Origin of the sequence: Thalassoglobus polymorphus, from assembly GCF_007744255.1 — a bacterium.
Lineage (GTDB): Bacteria > Planctomycetota > Planctomycetia > Planctomycetales > Planctomycetaceae > Thalassoglobus > Thalassoglobus polymorphus.
In genome coordinates this window covers 3493875-3513414 of record NZ_CP036267.1, presented here as the reverse complement: position 1 = coordinate 3513414, position 19540 = coordinate 3493875, and the positions used below count along the sequence as shown (strand labels likewise).

Here is a 19540-nt window from a genome sequence, read left to right as displayed (position 1 = left end):
AGCGTGATCTTACCTTAGGTAAAATGCTCCATTGATCGCTGGCGGCGTGACAATCATTTCGGCGGAAGCTGCATGATCCTCGGTGAGTGCCAAACAGGCGACTCCCAGTGCGAAGGCACGGTCATCGTGATGTTGCCCGTCCTGGATATGATCGATGCGGACACGACCGCTACTTGAGTGCCTCAGCAACAGCGACGAAAGTTCGGTTTCAAGGTCATCACGATGAATCCCGGGGACAGTACCGCATCCGGGATACCATTGAAGTTTTCGATGTAAGAGAAGCTGTCGCAGTTGTACCGCCAGCTTTTGGTTTCCTTGACCGGACTGAAATGCGAATCGCTCGATTGGGTAGCGATTTTCCAGTTGCTGGATCGTGCTCAACAACTGATATTCATCGACCACAAAACGGACGCGATGAAACCGGCTGGCGATATCTTCGATCCAATCTTCCACCCAGCTGATTTGTGTAGGCTGCGAGCTGGTCGGCTTCACAACATCCATGCGGTCAACGACCACGGTCTCACCTTCACGGTGACAAACGCAGCCAACGGTGAAGTCTCGTTTTTCCGCGTAGTCGATTGTTGCGACGTACAACTGACCTGGTTGTCCGTCGATTTGATAACTCAGTTCTTCATTTCGACATGCTTCTGCTTCAGCTAGCGTGACAAAATTTCCATCGGAATGTTGCCAGCGGTTCATCCAGAGGCGTTCAAAGACCGGTTCGGGAAGCAATGCTTTTTGTTCAGCGAGCCAGTCATCTGTAATCCAGGGTGCGTGCGGACCATCGAGCGACGAAAAATACCACGATGAATCTTGCCGGGCATGTTCCCGAATCTCCCATTGCCAGCCACGACCAACTCCTGCGTTCGTGAGGATTGTGAGGACGCAGTTTGGCTTCTTGGCAGCTGATGAGAGTAAGGAATACCACATATCTGGCTTTTCCCAGTGGCTGAGTTCATCACACACCACAAAGTCTGGTAACGCACCGTAAGAGCTTTTGACATCGGAGGAGATGACTTCTAACCGGCTGCCTGACAGAGGATTTCGGACTTCGTGCTGAACAAATTTCAGGTTTTGCAATAGCTCTGGATTAGCATTTGCCAAACGATGCAATGAGTCGTGAATGAAGTTCGCCTGATCCCGATCTGCGGCGGCAGCGAGACCGATCAAAGGACGTTTAGAAGCCAGAAGAATCCACGCAATTTGCAGGGCCATGTCGGATGTCTTGGAATGTCCGCGTGGGCGCTCCACGTAAGCTCGGCGGATGGTTTTCTTACCACGTCGCCGATGCCCAGCCAGTTCTTCCCACGCCCTGTCGAGAGCCGCCAGGTCGTCCTCTTGCCAGGAGAGTCTTTCGTCCTGAAATGACATCCCTTGTTCAACAGGCAGAAGGATTTGATTTCGAAATTCACATGGTGGGACTTTTCGAAACTTCGAACGTGCTGTCTGAATTAAGTTCAGCAAGGAAAGCCGTTGCTTCTTGCCTGAGGTACTCGATAAGTTCTTCATCTGTCATCTCGGGTTCAGGGTCTTTTTCTGAACCTTCGATGGTTGCGCCACACCCAGGTGGGGGGTAAGCTTTCAAGTAGTTTTGTTGGGCAGTAACACTTCCTTCCATCGCTGAACGATACAAAGCTGCTGCAACATTTTGACTGAGAAGTTCCTGAACACGGTTCATCATCGACTGAAAACCGGAGTCATGTTCCATGGTCCAGATGACGTCTGCTAACAAGATTCCAAGTTGGGAACAGGCCGCTGCCGGCGAAGCTCCTCGGGAAAGCAAGGTCATGTAGGAGTATTGAACTTCCTCCGAGAGAAGTGTCGGGCTGTCTGATTTCTTCAGAAAGGTCGCAGCTGCAATCGGTGCTGCTGATGGTGCTGCGATCGGCGCTGTTGCGATCGGCGTTGTTGCTGCGGGGGACTCTCGCGAATCCTGATTGCCTGGCTTCTTAGTTGCCTTCTTCTTTGCTGTTCGTTTTGCTGCCCGCTTTGAAGTTTGTTTGGTCGTAGTTTTCGCGGTTGTCGAAGATGTAGTAGACGGGGTTGGAGTAGCGGCTTTTGTTGAACGTTTCTTGAGAGATGAGGCCTTTTTCTTCGGCATAGTTTTGTCGATTTCCGTAGAGTTTGGAGTGTCCGTTTCGAGAGCGTTGCTGAGCTTGCGAGACTCCCACACGTTGAAATCCGGCACGCTCAAAAAATGGATTGATATGCCCCATTTGGGCAAGTGTTTCAATCCATGGGTAGCCGCTCAGTTCGCAAACGCGCCTCACGAACTGGCTTGCGATGCCAGCGCCTCGAAACGTGGGGTGAATGACGACGCGAGAAAGAAGGACGAGTTGAGTATTGAGTGTCCGCATCGAAGTTCTCTCCCATTTCCCCGAGCGACCAAAGAAGCGATTTCGCATCGAGAGAGTTTTGGGAGGTGAGTTCAAAATACAGATTCCGATGGGGATCTTCTCGTGCCACAACAGCATGATCTTTCGAATCAACCCGAGTTGGTGGCTGCGGTAATGCCACCGTGAGAAATACGGCCAGTCGGATTTGGTGCCAGGTGAAATCCAGAAGCCATCAGCGATCGAGAGGCTTTTTTTTTACTCCCGTTACTCTCAGCAACATGCACGTCAATTGTTCCATTCAGCTGACAATGAACATGTATATCAGGTGAAAGATCGTCGATGATGTCGTCGTGAGTCGTGGCCAGAAGAAATCCGGTTGCAGATCGATCAGCCGTTTTTCGCAAGTTCAATGAGACAACTTTGGCAAGTGTCCGATCAAGCGTCGCTGTGTATTCGTCTGCGACAATCCAGTCCGCCCGACTCGACAAAGCCTTGGCAAGTCGAAATCGGTATCGCTGTCCATCCGAGAGTTCATGAGGAGTTCGCAACAGCAAATGTGCTTCTCCCAAACCGCACGCCGAGAGAAGCTGTAATGCCTCTTCAAAAGGAAGATCGAGCTCGTCGACGAGGATTTCAGTACCAAGATCGAGTTCATCGAGAGAAACGATCGTTTGATGATCTCTTTCAAGTTCGGTACGGAGCGATTTCATTAGCGACGATTTTCCAGAGCCGCTCTCACCAGTGAAGATGACGATTTGCCCCGACTGAACAGGCAAGTCGAGTCCGTCAGCGATGACATGCAGACCCTGTTCAAAGCTGATTCCGAAGTTGTCCATCACCATTGATGAACGTGTTGAATTCGTCTTGGGAAGGAATTGATGTTGTGCCGAAATTTTCATGCTGGACCTGATGGAAAGGAATTGTTGCTGTGGCAAGTTTCAGGTTGCTGCTGAGTGCGAGTTCGTTGGGGAATTTTTTTGTCGCAGCAGATTGAAATCAAATTCCGTTTGAAAGAAACGTACTCGACCAGTCTCGTGGAGATGAGTGGTTTACGAGATGAAAAACACTCCACGCGGACACGAAAATACGAAATTGCTTAGGTTCCGACGTGTAACCGAATTTGGGGATGTCGGCTTAGAATTTCATCGAACTCCTTGCGAGTTTGTTCCCACAATTCGTTCGGGATTTCAAAGGTCACGCGAGTCAAAGATTCGTTGAACTCTTCAACCATTTCGGCCTCTTCGGACAAGCATGGAGTAAGGACGAGGTCTTTTAATTGTTGTTCGTCGAAGCCAGTCAATGTCGCGTCGAAATCTGGAAGTGATTGAAGTTCACTGACGAGGTCGACGAGCTTCTCGGCATCCCAGTCGCTGCCGACCGACTGGTTATTGAGTGTGACGTTGAGAGCTTTTTCTTTTTCAATGGAAAGGTCAACGACAGCACAATCGACGGATTCGTATCCACGATGTTTGAGTACTGCCAGGCGTTGGTGTCCAGAGACAATGTGTCCGGTTTGTCGATTCCAGACGATCGGTTGGACCAGATCGAATTCATCGAGTGATCGTTCCAGCTTTTCCCAAGCTGCATCACCCGGTTTAAGTCTGAGGCGAGGGTTGTAAGGGGCCGGCTTGAGGTCATTGACCGATAAAGATTCAATGTTCATAGGAAATTCCTTTGATGAGAAGAGGCGAGCTTCAAAGAGATTCGGAGTCGAGATCAAGGAACTCTGGTGAGGAGGCAAATCTTTCTCGCAGGTCCTTTTTAATTTTTGTCAGGCAACGAGTGACATGGCCTTTGGGGTGTCCAAAGACATTTCCGATTCGATCAAGCGGCCAGCCAGCATTTTCTCGCAAGGCGAGCATGGCGAGGTACTTCCATTTGCGTTCATCTTCGCCAGCGAAATGATCGTGAATCAGTTTCCAGAATTCGTCAGCACCAGTTCGTGGAAGGAGGATTTTCGTTCCATTACGTCGCGTCACAGACATCCTGTCTCCGTAGGTCAAGTCGAGAGATTTCAGACGATGAATCAGGATCGCTGAGGAATTGCAAGAATCTCAAAGCGATCTGTTACTTCACCGCGAGAAAGTTGCGCATCCCAAGTATCGAGCCACAACTTGTCCCGCAGAAGCAGACAGTTACTGATACGGAGTGAAAGCCGAATTCTTTCAGAGAAAATTGAGAAGCAGCGGTGAGAGCAGGTAGCGATCTCTGTCGATGCCGTTTCGGTTTGGGAGAAATTTGACCGAAGTCGCGGGGGAGTGGGGTGAACTAAGAAAACATCCCAGTTCACCTCACTGTCTACCTCTTTTGCATGTTAGCTCATGAGCGAAAGTCATGTCTGTTCAGGGTTGCTCAACAGACATGACTCTTGTCGAGCAGGGACTATTTTTTTGTTCCCTGACGAGAGAGTTTACGCTTGAAGGCTTCGTCTTCTTCTCGATACTCCGGGATCACAGGGCGATTGGCGCCACCAAAACCTTCAGCTGCCTGACGCTCATGGTCACCGCCATCGCGGCGCTCGCCGGTCGATTTGTAATCGAGCCCTTTGAGAAGAGAATCGAATTGTCGTCGAGCTGCTTCGGTCTCAGCTTCTTTGTTGATTCCAGGATCTGACAGACGCTCTTCGAGGCGTTGCATGAACGAGGAGAGATCCTTCTCGGTGTAGCCAAGTTGTTCCATCAATTCTTGTGGAGTTTCACCTCGCTCAATTTGGTCCTGAAGTTTCTTAAGAGCGAGATCGACCGCCTTCTTCTTATTGGCGAGATTTGCTTCTTCAGGAGTAAGCTGTGGCGATTCTCCTGATGAAGGTTCGCTGACTGAGGAAGGCGTTTCCGTACCGCTTCCACCTGCTCCGCCGCCTCCAGTTTGTGCTGTGGAGTTTTTACCAGAATCCATCTGTCCTGGTTCCCCAGCCTCACTACCTTTCGAGGCTTCCCCTTCTTGACCGCCCGCACCTTCACCGGACTTCTGTTCGCCCGACTTCTGTTCGCCCGACTTCTGCTCGCCCGACTTCTGCTCGCCTGACTTCTGCTCGCCAGACTTTTGCTCGCCAGACTTTTGCTCGCCCGACTTCTGCTCACCAGACTTCTGCTCACCAGACTTCTGCTCACCAGACTTCTGCTCACCAGACTTCTGTTCGCCAGACTTCTGTTCACCGGACTTCTGTTCACCGGACTTCTGTTCACCCGGCTTCTGTTCACCCGGCTTCTGTTCACCCGACTTTTGCTCACCGGACATCTGCTCACCGGACATCTGCTCACCGGACATCTGCTCACCGGACTTCTGCTCACCGGACTTCTGCTCGCCGGACATCTGCTCGCCGGACTTCTGTTCACCGGACTTCTGCTCGCCGGACTTCTGCTCGCCGGACTTCTGTTCACCGGACTTCTGTTCACCCGACTTCTGCTCGCCCGACTTCTGCTCACCGGACTTCTGCTCACCGGACTTCTGCTCACCGGACTTCTGCTCACCGGACTTCTGCTCACCGGACTTCTGTTCACCGGACTTCTGTTCGCCGGACATCTGCTCACCAGACATCTGCTCACCGGACTTCTGCTCGCCAGATTTCTGTTCACCGGGTTGGGGCTCATCCATTGTTTGCTCTGGCATGTCACCAGCAGGCGCTTTGTTGGTTTCGGAGTTTGAAGTCTCCGGAGATTTTTGTTGTTGGTTTTTGTCTGGTGTGGTGCTTTTCATCTCTGAAGGAGAGTCCGCCGGGGGCTCTTCTCCGGTCTTTGAGGAGTTTCCGTCTTCTCTCTTCTCGCCTTCGCTGTTTGAAGGTTGAGGAGAGTTTTTAGTTGCGTTTTCGGGAGTGTTCTCTTGTGGAGACTCTCCTTTTGGGGCTGAAGGGTCGGACTTTGGATTCTCTCCGCTCTTCTCCGGGGAGTTTGCTGAGGGCGTATCATTTGGGGAATCTGATTTAGAATCATCATCCATCTTTGGTTCAGGCGTTGATTCGGAGGCGGGATCTTTATTCTCCGCGCCTGGAGGCATTGGTGAATCAGCTGAGGGATTGCCTGGAGACTCTGATTCGCTGTTCATCGGGGAATCACTCTTCGGGTCCGGCTTTGATTCGCCAGTCTCTTGAGGCTCCGATTTGTTTTCCTGATTTGGGGCGGCGTCGCTGTTCGGCGTCTCTTTTTGTTCCGCTGGATCGGGTTGCTGCTCAGCGTCAGAATTCTTTTCTTTGTTCTTTTCGCTCCACTCAAGCAATTTTTTTAACGCCTGATCATCCTCAGCCTTTTTCGTTTTTTTCTGTGAACTTCCGGTCTCGTTTTTCTGCGAAGTATTCTCGGTGGGGGTTCCATCAGGCTCCGAATTTTGCTCGCCTGTTTGCGTTCCTTCAGCCGGATTTTCCTCGGATGACTTCTCCTTGTCTCCATTTTCTTTCATAGAAGCTGGGTCGTTTGATCCCTGCTTGTCATTCGGAGTATTTTCTGGATTGGGTTGGTCGCCCTCGGTCTCCTGTCCTGATTCACCTTTTTGAGAAGAGTCCCCTTTTTTGCCAGACCGTTCACGTTGCTCTGAGTCAGACATGTTCTTTTGATCTGGCTGAGCGTTCTGCTGGTCGCCTTCTTCTTGCTTGCCCCCATCTTGAGGCTCACCCTGTTCGTTTGGATCCTTGTTCTCAGATTTCTCCTCCGCTGATTCCTCAGACATCTCGGAGCCCTCTTTCGGAGGCTGCTGCTGTTGACGTTCCTGCTGTTGCGGATCTGATTCATTCAACTGCTGTCGCAGGTTCTCTTCTTGCTCTTGAGTAAATTGTTCGGCCTGTTCTTCTTCGACTGGCTCGACGATATTGATGGTCAGCTTGGAGGTTCTGGTGACGTGCTTCGGAAGATTGTCAAACGGCTCGAAGTTGTCTTCTGCTTCAAGGAAAAATTGCAGTTGATCGCCCGTTGTCAACTTGAGCGGCTTGAGGTCGAATCGATATTTTGAACGAACCTCGGGAGTTTCCGGACCTTCGAATAAACGTGGAACGTTCGGAAGCAGTTCGCCTTCTCGTTCTATCTTCAACAGGACGCGTCGAAGCATGAAGTCTGGATCGCGAGCTTCGAAAGCGATCGGGATGACTGCATTCGCAGGGACGTTGAGATCTTCGGTCGGGTACAGAATCGAAATCTCTGGCTTCAGATCCGGGCGAATTTTGATGCGGTGAATTGTCGGTTGTGGGTCGGATTCTTCCGCTTCATTTTTGACTTGAATGAAGTAATAGTTCGCGAAAGTCCCGTCTTCCCGAAATTTGAGTCTCCAGCGTGCTTCGATTTGGTCGGGACCGGTCTTCTGCATGGTGAGGACGTCGGCTGTCTCTTCTGCGACGTCATTGTCCGAGCGGAAGAGTTGAGCCGAAGTGATGGGCATGTTCGTCTGCGCACGGACTGTGACGTAAACACCTTCCCAGGCGTCGATGGTGCTGGTCGATTGTGATTTATCATCGAGCAGCATGTAGTCCGGGTAGTCATACTCGATTGATGTGACTGTTGCGGAAGGGGGTTGCTTGATGCGAATCTGGTAGGTGTCAGAGACGGCATCGCCCGCTTCGATGCGGTATGTCAAATCTTTGAGAAGCCCTTCGCCGTTTGTACCTGTTAACCTCGCGCGGAATCGTGGAAGCCCTTCGCCGGTGTTTCGCATCGGAATCGGTTCATCAACAAAGCGATGGTCCGAAGTTGTGAACAGCAGTGAGACGTTCTCAGGAATCACTCCGCTGAGATCGACAGTGACATCGAGTTGGTCACGTGCGAGGACTTCATAATCTCCAGGAATGACTTCCAGAATTTCTGTTTTTGTCGACGCAGAGACGGAAGCAGCCGGGAAAAAAGCTCTCCAAACGGAGTTGGAAAGTTTCTTCGGAGAAAAAACGGTGTAAAGGCACATGACGACAACAATTCCGAGAAGCACATAGGAGCTTCTCATCAAGAACTGACGGTCGACAGCTTGATCGACATCTGCCTCTTTGATTTCGAGAGCAGTTCGTTTTTCGATTGCTTTCAGAATCTCGGAAGGAATCTCTCGACCCTCTTCGCGAAACTGAACCCAGGAGACAAGACTGCTTTTGAGTTCGGGGTAGGATTCTTCGATTTCCTTGGCTGCGTAGAGAATGTTGACTTCGCGATAGAGCGGTAACGCGATTTTTGTCACGAGCCAGGTGACAGAGATCGCCCCGACGATTCCCAGCAAAATTGTTCTCGCGAGATCGCTCAATCCGCCCTGAATGATCCAGTGGTCGGCGATCGTGAAGACAAGCAAATATCCAGTCAGAAAGACCGCCAGAACGACGACCGCTGAGAGAACATCGGTGTGATGAATCCCTGAGCGTGTTTTTTTGAGCTGGTATTCGATAAATTCATCAAAGTCGACGTATTTTGAAGACGCAGACTTTTGAGGTTTTGATTTTGGATCGGCAACAGCCATCGACTCTTTCTCGTTAAGGGAAACTGGAGTCGTTTTGAATCGAGAGACCGCAACGGTGCAGACTCTATTTATTGGGAGATTTCTCTTATTATGATAGTCGACGCCCCGGCGATGGGGAATGTTTCAAATAAAATCGTCATTCCGGCAAAACTTTCGCTATCGGCAAAGTTGCCTGAATATTCCGACGCAAATTGTTACGGGATCGATTTGAATTAGAGTTTTTACTAAAGCAATGGATGCTGAAATGGATCGAACGGACTTACTTGAAGTTGCAACCGAGGCTGCCCGTTTAGGTGGGGCGATTCTTCAAGATTGGGCGGGGCGTTTTACCCCCCGTGAAAAAAGCCCTGCGAATCTCGTGACGGAAGCAGATCTCGCTTCTGAAAAAGCGATCTTTGAACTGATCTCATCAAAGTTCCCTGATCATCGCTTTCTTGGCGAAGAAGGACTTTTGCGGAACGAGGGGAATTCTCCATATCGATGGATCATTGATCCGCTCGACGGCACCTCAAACTATGTTCATAAATTTCCGTATTATGCTGTCTCCATTGGACTTGAGTGCGATGGAGAGCTGATTGTCGGAGTGATTTATGACCCCAATCGAGATGAAATGTTCACCGCGATTCAAGGGGAGGGAGCCCAACTGAACGGACAGAAGATTGAAGTCTCTGTCATTGATGAGCTTTCATCAGCCATGTGTATGGCGAGTTTGCCGATCAAGGCGAGTCGTGACAACAAAGCTGTTCGTCGATTTCTTGATGTTTTGGAAGCGGCGCAGACGGTGCAGCGAACCGGGTCTGCAGCTTTGAATTTGTGTGCAGTGGCCTGTGGGCGAATCGAATCGTTTTGGTCGACCAGCTTGAAGCCGTGGGACATGGCAGCTGGGGTTCTCATCGTCCGTGAAGGAGGGGGGAAAGTCACAACTTGCGAAGATCAGGAGTTCGATGTCAATGTCCCGAACATGCTCGCATCAAATGGAACTTCGTTACACGCCGAAATATCGGCACGATTGCAATATGCTGAATGAACAGGTCATCGTCACGAGTGATGCGTTGAGCACTGCTCGTTGAAAGATCGTTAAAATCGGTGAAACGACTTGGTTGTCGAGTCTGACTCGGGGTAAGATGTTGATAGCGCAGGATGTGGCTACTGATTGGCAAATTTCCGTCTCGGCTGCGAGTCTTTCCCCGACAAATTGAAGCGCAGGTCTTGTGAAGAGTTCCCTCAATTTCATTCCGGATTCTTTCAGAAAAATTGCTCCTCTTGGTGAAATAGACCGAGAAGCTTTGAGGTGGGGAATCCGCTGTGGGCTGATTCTCGTTCTAGCCGTCGTTCTCCAGATTCAACCGGTTTTCTCACAGCAATCTTCAGGTGAAACGCCACTTGAGTCAAATGGCAATCAAAGCCCGAATGGAACCCCAGGATCTGCGGCAGCCTTGGGGGCGGTCACAGAACCGGTTTCAACGAGTCAGCCTGATCCAACAGAGGCACTTGTTCCGGACTTCTTTCTGGCAAGTGTTGCGCTCGATGCGGAAGTGGTCGATGATCGTGTGAAGGTCGAGGCAGATGTTGAAGTGGTGATCAACAAAGGTGTCGGCTGGCATTCCATTCCTTTGCAGTTTAATCAAGCACACATCTGGTCTCGAGAATACGACGGACCGGGCGAAGAATCTCCCGACTTTTCTCCAAATCGCAGGGACGACGGCATCTATTGGATGCTGAAAGGCTTGGGGAAGCATCGTTTGAAATTTTCAATGTGGGTCCCCGTGAAACGTGAAGGGGTCCGTTCACAATTTGTTCTTTCGTTACCACCGCTTTCCACGAACTTTGATACCCAACTCAAACTGACAATTCCAGAAGCGAACGCTGCGATTGCGGCTTCTCAAAATCTTGAGATTCTCTCCACGAAACATTCCAAGACCTCGACCGAAGTCTCAGCGAGCGTTTCCCGGAATCACCTCGATTGCACCTGGACAGTCCCGCAGGGAACGGGAGCGACCGTTTCGAAAGTGCTGACGAACTTTCACTTGAAGCCTTCAACCGACTCACTTGTTCTGGATGTTAAACAATTTATCGATCTACAACCGCAGGCAACACGCGAATTGTTGATCCGTGTTCCGACCGATTTTGAAATTTTGAATTTAACCGGAAGGAACATTCGCCCGCATTCCAAGGTGGAGGATCGCGAAGGTTGGGTTCGAATTCCACTTATGGCGGACGCCTCTGCACGGATAGAGTTGCACTGGCTTTTGCGAAAGCAGATTTCCAAAGAGGGTGATAAGCTTACGATTGATGGACTCGAAGTAGAAGGGGCTGTTCAGGAAGGTGGAACTGTCCGCATTGACGAACTTCCCGGCTATCGGATTCTCCCTCAAAATGACGCTTCGCGACTCGTCTTCCGAGTGAACATCGAGGAGATGAGCTTCACAGAGATGGAAGGCCCAAATAGCGTCTATGAGTTCTTACAACAGCCTTTTCGACTCGTTCAGGAAATCCAGCCTGTCGAGCCGCTTCATTCTGTGACGCCGATTTATGAAGTGAGGCTGAATCAGAAAAAAACGATGAGATTGCTGGTTCATCAGCTTGTCGAAGTCGAACGTGGATCTGTTTCGTCATTAACAATGAGATGGCCAGACTCATCGACTGATGGATGGAAGTTGAAGGGGAATTCGACTGATGCTGAGACTTTGGCGGAGATTCCAACAACATTTAACGACCTGACGGATGGCGTGACCTTACAGTTGGCAAGCCCGTTGTTGGCTGGCGAACATGTCCATCTGATTACGGAGTTCGAGCGACCGGTTTCAATTCAAGATCGATCGGACCTCTCTTGGACTCTGCCGCAAATTCCTCAGCAGTATGTTCGAGGAAAGTTAATTCTCACTGAGCTCGCTGATGAGTTTGACCTCGCCTTTGATGAAGCTCTGGTCGAGAAATTGCCTTTGATCGAGAGCAAACACTACATCAACCAGATCGCAGAGATCTGGAAAGTCTCTGATCCATTTCGGGACAAGTTACTCTCGAAAAATACTCGGATTGTCAAAACTGCGGATGCAGAGCGACTTCACGCAGTTGTGACCGAGCATCAACAGAAAATTACTGCGAAGACAACAGTTGAAGTTCAGGAAGCGACTCCGCGTGACTTGCTGATCAAACAAAAATTCGAGCTTGAAGTTGAACATGGGAGATTAAAGTCCATTGACTTCAACATTCCCGCCTCGTTGATGAAATATATTCAACCAACGAACGTCTCATCGAGTTTAGATGTTCGTCTCGATGGCAAGTCGTTGGATGATATTGTGCTGGTCGGTCCTGTTCTAAAAGTGTCGTTCCCGGAAGCGATCTTTGCTCAAAATACTCTCGAGATTCGCTATCGGTTTCCTTTTGATGACGATACTGACTTACAGAATGTGAAGCTTCCGGTGGTCTCGCTGACTCAAGTCCCACTCAGCGGGATTGATTGTCTCATCATTCCAATTGAGAATGTTCAAGTCACTCAAAACGCTTCTGGTTGGGCCCCGGTTCAAACGTCTCCCCAAGGCGCCTTGTGGGTCAAGCAGTCAGGGGGAAAGACGCCATTTGAGATCCCATTATTAGTGGGTGGAACTCTTGTTGATTCCTCTCAGCAGTATGTTGTCGATGTCGCAAACTTGTGGACGCGGTTTGAAGAGGACGGAAAGTGTGAAACGTTTGCCCGATACGAGATTCTCTCTCCAAAGTCACGTCTGTTGATGACGTTCCCAAGTGGTTCTGAATTCAAGAGCATTAAGGTTGATGGAGTTGCGCTCACAGAATACGAAAACGACCGTGGGAAAATTGTGATCACTTTACCAGAGGGGACGCAGGAACGCCGCGTTCTGGAATTACAGTATCGGAACGATCGCCACTCGGCATTTTCACTTGCAAATCCGCAGGTCTTTGACTTCCCGGAGTTTTCTGAAAGTGTGTGGGTCAACGAAACTGTCTGGGAATTCAATCTGCCGTTTGGTCACCATCTTTTCGAATACCCCGCACTCAAACCGTTGTTCTCGTGGAGAAGAAACGGAATTGTCTGGGAACGACAAGCGAACCCCAGCTATCAACTGGAACGGAAAGAACTGCTGAGTTCGATTCCGGAAATGTTTCAATTTCAGAATAATTACTATGCGTTTCGAGTCTATTCACCCATTCAAAAAGGTGCCTTCCGGTCAATGAACCGCTCGCTCATCTTGTTGATTGGAGCTGGGTTTGCACTCGGGCTGGGCTTTTTGTTCTATCACTTTCCAGCGACTCGCAATGTGTTCTCTTTCTTCGTGCTGGCATTCGCCTTTGCCGTCGCCAGTTTGTGGTATCTTGAACCGATGTTACTACTGCTTCAGCCTGCCGGCTTCGGTGTGTTGCTAGCACTGACGGCAACTGTGATTGATGTTCGCATGAGACGGCTTCATGCTGACCCTTCAGAGAGGCACAGCCACCGCTCACGGCAGAGAGAGCGATTCGATGAGTATCCGGCAAGTGATCAATCCATCGGCGGAAATCCGATGGAGGCGATTGATGGAACGACTCGAATTTATACGCCGACTGGATCGAGCATCTCCAAAATTTCGAACGAATAGGAGGTTCGTCAATGCGCAGTTGGAATCTCTACATCTTTCTCGTTCTGCTTTCGTGTGGACAGCTTTCGTATGGACAGCTTTGCTGGGCGCAGCCTGCGTCGCAGGATTCGCAGGCCGCCGGGAAAGCAAATTCCGCTCAAGAAGTGAGTACACTCTCGAATTCATCGAATACCAAGTCGCACGCCGTCATTGAATCGGCTCGCTACGAGGCGGCATTTCAGAATGGCGACCTGACTGCGGGGACTTTTCATTGGGACTTATTGCATCGTGGGGACCAGACTGCGTCAATTAACATCTCGGAGGTTAACCTCGCACTCCGGAACTTGACGTCAAATGCGAAGCCAGCAGTTTGGGGAACTACTAAGAACGATACTCGTCTCGTCGTTGTTCGCCCATCGATGCAGAAGATCACTGGGGACTGGAGCAAGCACGGCAAGTCTTACCCTGGGACTCATATTTTTGAGTGTCAGTTCCCCCGAGCCACGCACACCGAACTCGTCGTTTCAATTCCCAATGGGAGTCAATTATTCTCCTCTGTCGGACACGTTTCCTCGGCACCAGTTCCAGGTCAGCCAGGCCATTCATTATGGACCGTCGATCTTGGAAGGCACCAGGCATCAACTCTCCGGATTGTGACCGATAAAAATCCAACAGACTCGATCATTCCGAAGGTCACGATTGATACCATTCATGTTGCACGACAAGACGGGATATTTGTTCAATGTCATTTTCTGGTCGATGGGCTCACGAAGAAAACTCTTTCAGAACTTGAATTTCTGGTCCCGACAACACTCGTTGTTCAAGCGGTCTCTTCGAGTGGGATTTCACTTCCGTTTGAGCGTGACACCAAAACACCTGGCCTACTGAGAGTGACTGTCCCCGGAGTTGTCACACGTGGGCGACTGAGCTTGAGAATCCAGGGGTTTCAACCAGTGAGATGGGTCCGACCTCAGCGGTTTCCTCTTTTGAAGTTGAGATCGTCTCTGGAAACGAAACGAACTGCAAATATTCGGATTGAATCACCACTTGAATTGCACAACATTCAGGCCAAAGGATTTTTTCAAACCGGATTGACCAACGAGCCTCGTGGAGAGGTTTGGCGCTTCGAAGCGTTCGAGGAAAGTCCTCAGCTGATCGTTGATCTTGGCCCACCAAATTATGCACTCAGAAGTGATGTTCACTCGCTGCATCATTTAGATACGCCACTTCCGTGGGTTGTCTCGAAGATTTCAAGCATCGCGAAAAGCGGTCGAATGTTTACAACAACAATCTCGATTCCCGAAGAGTGGGTCGTTGTAGCTGTCGACTCTCTGGACGTCGCCTCTGAAGTTTCAAGTTGGTCAGTTGAACAGAGATTGCTGAGTGTCACCTTCAAAGAACCGATCTCGGCTGAATCGAGTAAGACAATTGAAATCCTGGCTCGAACCGAAATCCCCGATTTTGATTCCCCCCGGCCGTTACCTGTTCCGGTCGTTCAAAATGCGACAACGAAGTCGATTCGCAGCGACTGGATTCTTCCAGAAGCCGTCGAGATCGACCTGACGTCAACAAATCAGTGGAATGAAGTGACGACAGAGTTTCATTTGGATCAGTTTTGGAAAAAATTGCAGCAGCGACAAATTCGTTCGTCGCATAAACTGCGGAGTTTTTTCAGCTCAAACGCGAACCTCGCAGCGCTGCCGGAGGTTCGGTTATTGCCGGCAACTGGTGCGCGTGGCGGTCATTTGAGTGAAACAGATTCAGACCCTGCCTCATCTGTGCAGCAGGAGACTGAGGCTTCCGAACCGAGTGTTCTGCCGACCTCGCGAATGTCGATCCTCACACAAGCTGAATCGCTTGATCATCCGGTCAATCCTAAGCTCGTTCATCATGCAACGATTGAGGTTTTTGGACAAACAACCCCGGAGCAACTGCAACTTCGACTTCCGGAGAATTGCCTGTTGTCTGCTGTCTCAATTGATGGTCGCTCGGTCACGGTTTATCGGGATGGAGAACGGATTCGTTTCCCTAAAGGCATTTCTGCATTCTCTGAAGTTTCGGTGATTTACATTTCGACCGCGGAGCAGAAGTGGCTTCGCCAACAATGCAATATCCCTTTGCCGGTCACCGAACTTGAAACGACTCAGTTTGAATGGTCACTCGAACTCCCCACCAAGCGGACACTCACCTCGGTGACTCTGCCCGATGCAGTGAGCGATACTAGAAGTCGTCGGTATTTCTTTGGTCCATTTTCAAACAGAACTGACTCATCTCTCGATACCGAATTGGTCCAGAATGGAGAGGTTTTAGCTCAGACTGAGACTTCGCCTTCAGTCTCCGCACGTGGAGCAAGGACGTATCATTTTCATTGCCTGACTTCTGCGGATTCGATCCAGTTTGAGTCCTGGGATGAATCACGAACCCAAAACGTCGCCTGGGCAGCGTTTCTTGCCTGCTTGCTGATCGGAACTGGAGGGCGTTTACTTCGATCCTCCGTTCTGAGAAGACTGAGCCCCTATTGGCTGTTAGTTCTGATTTCCTTTCAGATGATCGCGGTCAATGAATGGTCACTGATTGGTGGCGCAATGCTGATTGGGTCCTTCCTCTCCGTTTTGTTACCTGTCGAATTTTTACGAATACCGGAAAATCAGCCCTCGAAAAAAATTATTCCAAATTTTGCGACAGCCTCACTGTTCGTGATTGCACTTTTGGCCTCATCACTCCAAACGCAGGATGTTTCGGCGCAGCGGGAAGTGGTCAATTCAGCAGATTCAACAATCCCGTACTTATTGCGATTAGTGCGGTACGAACTGATTCAGACGACGCCCAGTAATCTCTATCGTGCTCATCTGGAAGTGCTGACTCCTGCCTCTGCGACTGAAACACTTGTTGAGCTAAAATTTCAAGGAGTCGTTTTTCAGTCGGGAGCAGAATGTTTGATTGATGGTAATGTGCAATCGTTGATTCCTTCGATCGATGGACAGGGCGTGATCGTAAAAATTCAAAACACTCCGGAAAGTCCGAGTTCGTCCTTTGATACAGAGTGGGAACGGCATACTGTCGAATTTGATCTGAACTTTCGACAGGAAGTTTCGTCTTCAATTCGGAGTTCCATTCCTCGAATCATTGATGCAACATTGACTCTTCCCGAAGCTGTGGATGTTGAGGCTGTGACACGAATGGGGGAAGTTCTCTCAAGTCAAAGCGAATCAACAGTGCTTTCTGTGGGGCCTGTTCAAAACTTTGCCATGCCCGCCAGCGCGGAACAGCCAGTCGAAGAACGTTTGAATTTTTACACTCTTCTAAATATCTCATCAGCGAGAATTACCGGCCAGCTTTATCTGGAGCCGGTTGATGCTGCCAGCTTTGAAGAAATTGTCTTACAACTGCCGCCAAAGCTTCTTGTTTCCCAGGTTTCCGGGCATTCAGTCGCTCAGTGGTTTCAATCTGTCGATGAGAATGGGCAGCGACATCTTGTTGTTGAATCGAAAAACAACTCTTCGAGCGAAACGATTGTGATTTCGTTTTCTCTTCCGATTCTCGTGAATCAAGTCGGCGAACTTGTTGTTCCCAAGCTGGATTGGTCAGCCGGAATGAAAACTCAGGTTCTCGGACTCAAAACACCTCCTGGGATTTCTGTTGAACCTGTGGAGAATCAACCGACTCTTCAGTATCTGATGGCTGAAGCGTGGCCTCAAAACGACGCCTTCGGGCGGAGTCGACCTGTCCAGATTCTTGAGATGAAAGCGAATAACGTTCTCAGGTTACGTCTGGCAGAGTCACACCCCGAGTCGTCTTACAGTGCTTTTGAAAAAATCAATGTTTCACAGTCTTCACTCGAATGGAGTGCGGATGTCGACATTGAAGTTCAGCGGCTGCCAACGTTTGTCCACGAATTCCAGATCGATGGCGGAGTCCGGATCAATTCTGTTCATTCACGTCTTCCGGGTGAAGAAACTGTATTTCGGTTTCATCAGAAAGGGGACCGTGTTTCGGTGTTCATTCCTGGTGGGCAACTTGGTCTTCGAAAGCTTGAACTCGCCGGTGAAGGGCGGTTCTCATCTGAGATCTTCCGAAGCTTGCCAGAACTTCGCCTGAACGATTCAAAAATACTGGAACGTTCATTGACGATTCAGGACAAAACAAACTGGGATATTGAGCTCAAAATGCCAGGCGGGACGACCGTGACCGAACTGGCAATGAAGCCTGAAGAATTCAATTCTCCGCGAACCATCGGGACGTTTCGTTCTGAATCACAACTTCGCCCGACTCAAATTCGTTTGCAGCCACCGCCAAGTGCAACACGTGTTGATGTTGCTTCGAGGTTGCATGTCGGCAATAACGATTATTGGGCACTTGTCCAATTGCTGCGGTTTTCGGGTGAACAAACGCCATTGAAGTCAGTCACTTTTTCCGTTCCTAAGGCTTATGAGAACGTTCGGATCTCTCCAAGCTATTTTCGGAAAACTACAAACGAGATGAGTCAAACTATTGAATACACGATTCAGATTCCGGAGCGATTTTCGGATGGGGTCAGTATTCAGGTTTCGAGTCGATTTCCGGACGAAATGAAACAGATCCTTGAGAAAAATTCCACTAGTGCTGTCGCTGTCGACGTCCCACGAATTTTAATCAGCTCTGCGCGAACAGCGTCTCAGTTCTTTTTTATGAACGAGAACCGGACCGTCGCATTCCCGTCAGCAGGTGTCCTTGAGGTTCAATCGAAAAACTTGCCTGAATGGATTCCGCTACAGTGGAAGGATGCGATCAGCCATGCAAACCTGCATGGATTCCAGCTTCTTGAAGACTCACTTTTCCTCTCTCCGCTCAGAATGGATCAGGGAATCCAGCAGGCCAAAATTCAGTATTCAGAGACGGCGGTCTGGCCTCAAGCCTCCGGTGAATTACGAGGAGTTACCCGGCTGTGGGTGACGGGCTCGGAGTCAGTACATTGCCCGTTGCCATTTCAACTGTCCGTTGAAGTCGATCACGTTTACCTGGCAGACGGAACAGAAATTCCAATCCTCGGCAGTGGGGCAGAACGTTCAGCGCGTCTTGAACTGGACGACTCAGTTTCTGCGATTATGGTTCATTGGACGAGTACATCTCCGTCGACAAATCAGATTCAAGTCCCCCTGTTGGAGAATATGAAAACGAATATTCCTCATCTGCTCGGCGTGGTTGAAACAGGGGAGTTGCACGCATCAAAGAGAAAACAGGCAGAGCTGGATCAGATCGACGTCTGGATTTTCCGTTGGAAATCACTGCTGGAAATTTCGAAGTCTCTGCAATCTCCTCTCCCTCTCGAGAGTGCTCTTCAGAAAGAACTCAGAGAGTGTCAGGGGAGGATTCAGGAGATCGCTTCCAAGAATGTCCTCACTCTTGAACAGACGGAGGCGATTGAACGCTATCGGAAAGAATGGGCAAGCATCCTCAAAGACTTGACCATTTCGGCCGATTCCGTCACTGCAAATTCTCAAAGAACCGACTCCTCCTTCGGTCAGCTCTTTGACGTCCACAATGATTTTCAGAACATTCAATGGGTGACTTCAGATCAAAGTGAGGCCGGCGAGATTCAGCTTTCAACGATGTGGACATGGCCGCAATGGCTGCTTTGGTTCAGCAAGATTCTATTCGTTTGTCTGGCGGGATATCTGCTCATTATGTTTCAGTATCAATTGAAACAGCTAGCGAAATGGATCGAGCAAAATTCACCGGTGACTTTGCTGGTCGTCGCGATCTTTTGGTTTCTGTTTCTCGACCCGCAGATCGTCAGTTTCGTCTGTGTTTGCTTGGCACTGTTCCTGTATCGCAGCAAAGTGACGGGACGCACATCTGGTGGAAGTGATCAGTCCGCATCGACGTCGGAAATTTCTGTTCAACCAACCGGGCCTGGGGCCAGTCACTGAGTGGCAAGACGAGTCTCGTTTCACACACGTTCGATATGAAGTGGATCGATCTCTCACTCCGCTCCAGAACCGAATTCTTCCTGATGAATCTTTCTTTTCATACAGTCCACAAGCCGTCGGAGAGACTCGTTGGAGGTCGCGGACAAGCTTCGTAGTACATTCTCTCTGACAGCTCGTTGGCTTCTCGGCTAAAAAACATGCGGTATTTGATCTCTTCCAGATTTCTGCGTGTAAGAAGTACAATGCGAATTGTAGAAATTTGAATTTCGACCAAAGTCTGGTTGACCGATTTCGAAAAATGAACAGA

Annotated in this window: 10 protein-coding genes; 3 read left to right on the top strand and 7 right to left on the bottom strand. The window is 49.8% G+C overall.

Annotated features, from left to right (window positions below; translation table 11 throughout):
- Window positions 1–9 precede the first annotated feature (9 nt).
- The 7 genes from Mal48_RS12610 to Mal48_RS23280 all read right to left on the bottom strand — a co-directional run bounded on the left by Mal48_RS12610 (window position 10) and on the right by Mal48_RS23280 (window position 8750).
- Window positions 10–1371, bottom strand: coding sequence for a terminase large subunit domain-containing protein (locus Mal48_RS12610; RefSeq protein WP_145199816.1), 1362 nt, complete (start codon window positions 1369–1371; stop codon window positions 10–12).
- Window positions 1372–1408: 37 nt separating this feature from the next.
- Window positions 1409–1789, bottom strand: coding sequence for a hypothetical protein (locus Mal48_RS12605; protein WP_145199813.1), 381 nt, complete (start codon window positions 1787–1789; stop codon window positions 1409–1411).
- A 160-nt stretch (window positions 1790–1949) separates the two neighbouring features.
- Window positions 1950–2474, bottom strand: a complete 525-nt coding sequence (locus Mal48_RS12600) for a GNAT family N-acetyltransferase (RefSeq protein ID WP_145199810.1) — start codon at window positions 2472–2474, stop codon at window positions 1950–1952.
- Between the two features lie 11 nt (window positions 2475–2485).
- Window positions 2486–3235 carry an ATP-binding cassette domain-containing protein gene (locus Mal48_RS12595; RefSeq protein WP_145199807.1) on the bottom strand — a complete coding sequence of 250 codons (750 nt, stop codon included), beginning with the start codon at window positions 3233–3235 and terminating at the stop codon, window positions 2486–2488.
- A gap of 197 nt (window positions 3236–3432) precedes the next feature.
- The gene (locus Mal48_RS12590) at window positions 3433–3999 is read right to left on the bottom strand and encodes a ParB N-terminal domain-containing protein (protein WP_145199804.1); all 567 of its coding nucleotides are present in this window, start codon (window positions 3997–3999) and stop codon (window positions 3433–3435) included.
- A gap of 31 nt (window positions 4000–4030) precedes the next feature.
- Window positions 4031–4321: a hypothetical protein gene (locus tag Mal48_RS12585; protein WP_145199801.1), complete on the bottom strand. Its 291-nt coding sequence runs from the start codon at window positions 4319–4321 to the stop codon at window positions 4031–4033.
- Between the two features lie 397 nt (window positions 4322–4718).
- The gene (locus tag Mal48_RS23280; protein WP_197441669.1) at window positions 4719–8750 is read right to left on the bottom strand and encodes a hypothetical protein; all 4032 of its coding nucleotides are present in this window, start codon (window positions 8748–8750) and stop codon (window positions 4719–4721) included.
- A 244-nt stretch (window positions 8751–8994) separates the two neighbouring features.
- On the opposite strand from Mal48_RS23280, the gene Mal48_RS12565 reads away from it, so the two are divergent.
- The 3 genes from Mal48_RS12565 to Mal48_RS12555 all read left to right on the top strand — a co-directional run bounded on the left by Mal48_RS12565 (window position 8995) and on the right by Mal48_RS12555 (window position 19233).
- Window positions 8995–9777 carry an inositol monophosphatase family protein gene (locus tag Mal48_RS12565; protein WP_145199798.1) on the top strand — a complete coding sequence of 261 codons (783 nt, stop codon included), beginning with the start codon at window positions 8995–8997 and terminating at the stop codon, window positions 9775–9777.
- A gap of 259 nt (window positions 9778–10036) precedes the next feature.
- Window positions 10037–13345 (top strand): hypothetical protein, encoded by a 3309-nt coding sequence (locus tag Mal48_RS12560; RefSeq protein ID WP_145199795.1) that lies wholly within the window; start codon window positions 10037–10039, stop codon window positions 13343–13345.
- Between the two features lie 11 nt (window positions 13346–13356).
- A complete protein-coding gene (locus Mal48_RS12555) occupies window positions 13357–19233 on the top strand; it encodes a hypothetical protein (protein WP_145199791.1) in 5877 nt (1958 codons plus the stop codon).
- Window positions 19234–19540 lie beyond the last annotated feature (307 nt).

What these genes read in the sequence shown, in the direction of transcription:
- Mal48_RS12610 (WP_145199816.1), bottom strand. Translation starts at nt 1,371, where the DNA reads ATGTCATTTCAGGACGAAAGACTCTCCTGGCAAGAGGACGACCTGGCG.
- Mal48_RS12605 (WP_145199813.1), bottom strand. Translation starts at nt 1,789, where the DNA reads ATGACCTTGCTTTCCCGAGGAGCTTCGCCGGCAGCGGCCTGTTCCCAA.
- Mal48_RS12600 (WP_145199810.1), bottom strand. Translation starts at nt 2,474, where the DNA reads ATGCTGTTGTGGCACGAGAAGATCCCCATCGGAATCTGTATTTTGAAC.
- Mal48_RS12595 (WP_145199807.1), bottom strand. Translation starts at nt 3,235, where the DNA reads ATGAAAATTTCGGCACAACATCAATTCCTTCCCAAGACGAATTCAACA.
- Mal48_RS12590 (WP_145199804.1), bottom strand. Translation starts at nt 3,999, where the DNA reads ATGAACATTGAATCTTTATCGGTCAATGACCTCAAGCCGGCCCCTTAC.
- Mal48_RS12585 (WP_145199801.1), bottom strand. Translation starts at nt 4,321, where the DNA reads ATGTCTGTGACGCGACGTAATGGAACGAAAATCCTCCTTCCACGAACT.
- Mal48_RS23280 (WP_197441669.1), bottom strand. Translation starts at nt 8,750, where the DNA reads ATGGCTGTTGCCGATCCAAAATCAAAACCTCAAAAGTCTGCGTCTTCA.
- Mal48_RS12565 (WP_145199798.1), top strand. Translation starts at nt 8,995, where the DNA reads ATGGATCGAACGGACTTACTTGAAGTTGCAACCGAGGCTGCCCGTTTA.
- Mal48_RS12555 (WP_145199791.1), top strand. Translation starts at nt 13,357, where the DNA reads ATGCGCAGTTGGAATCTCTACATCTTTCTCGTTCTGCTTTCGTGTGGA.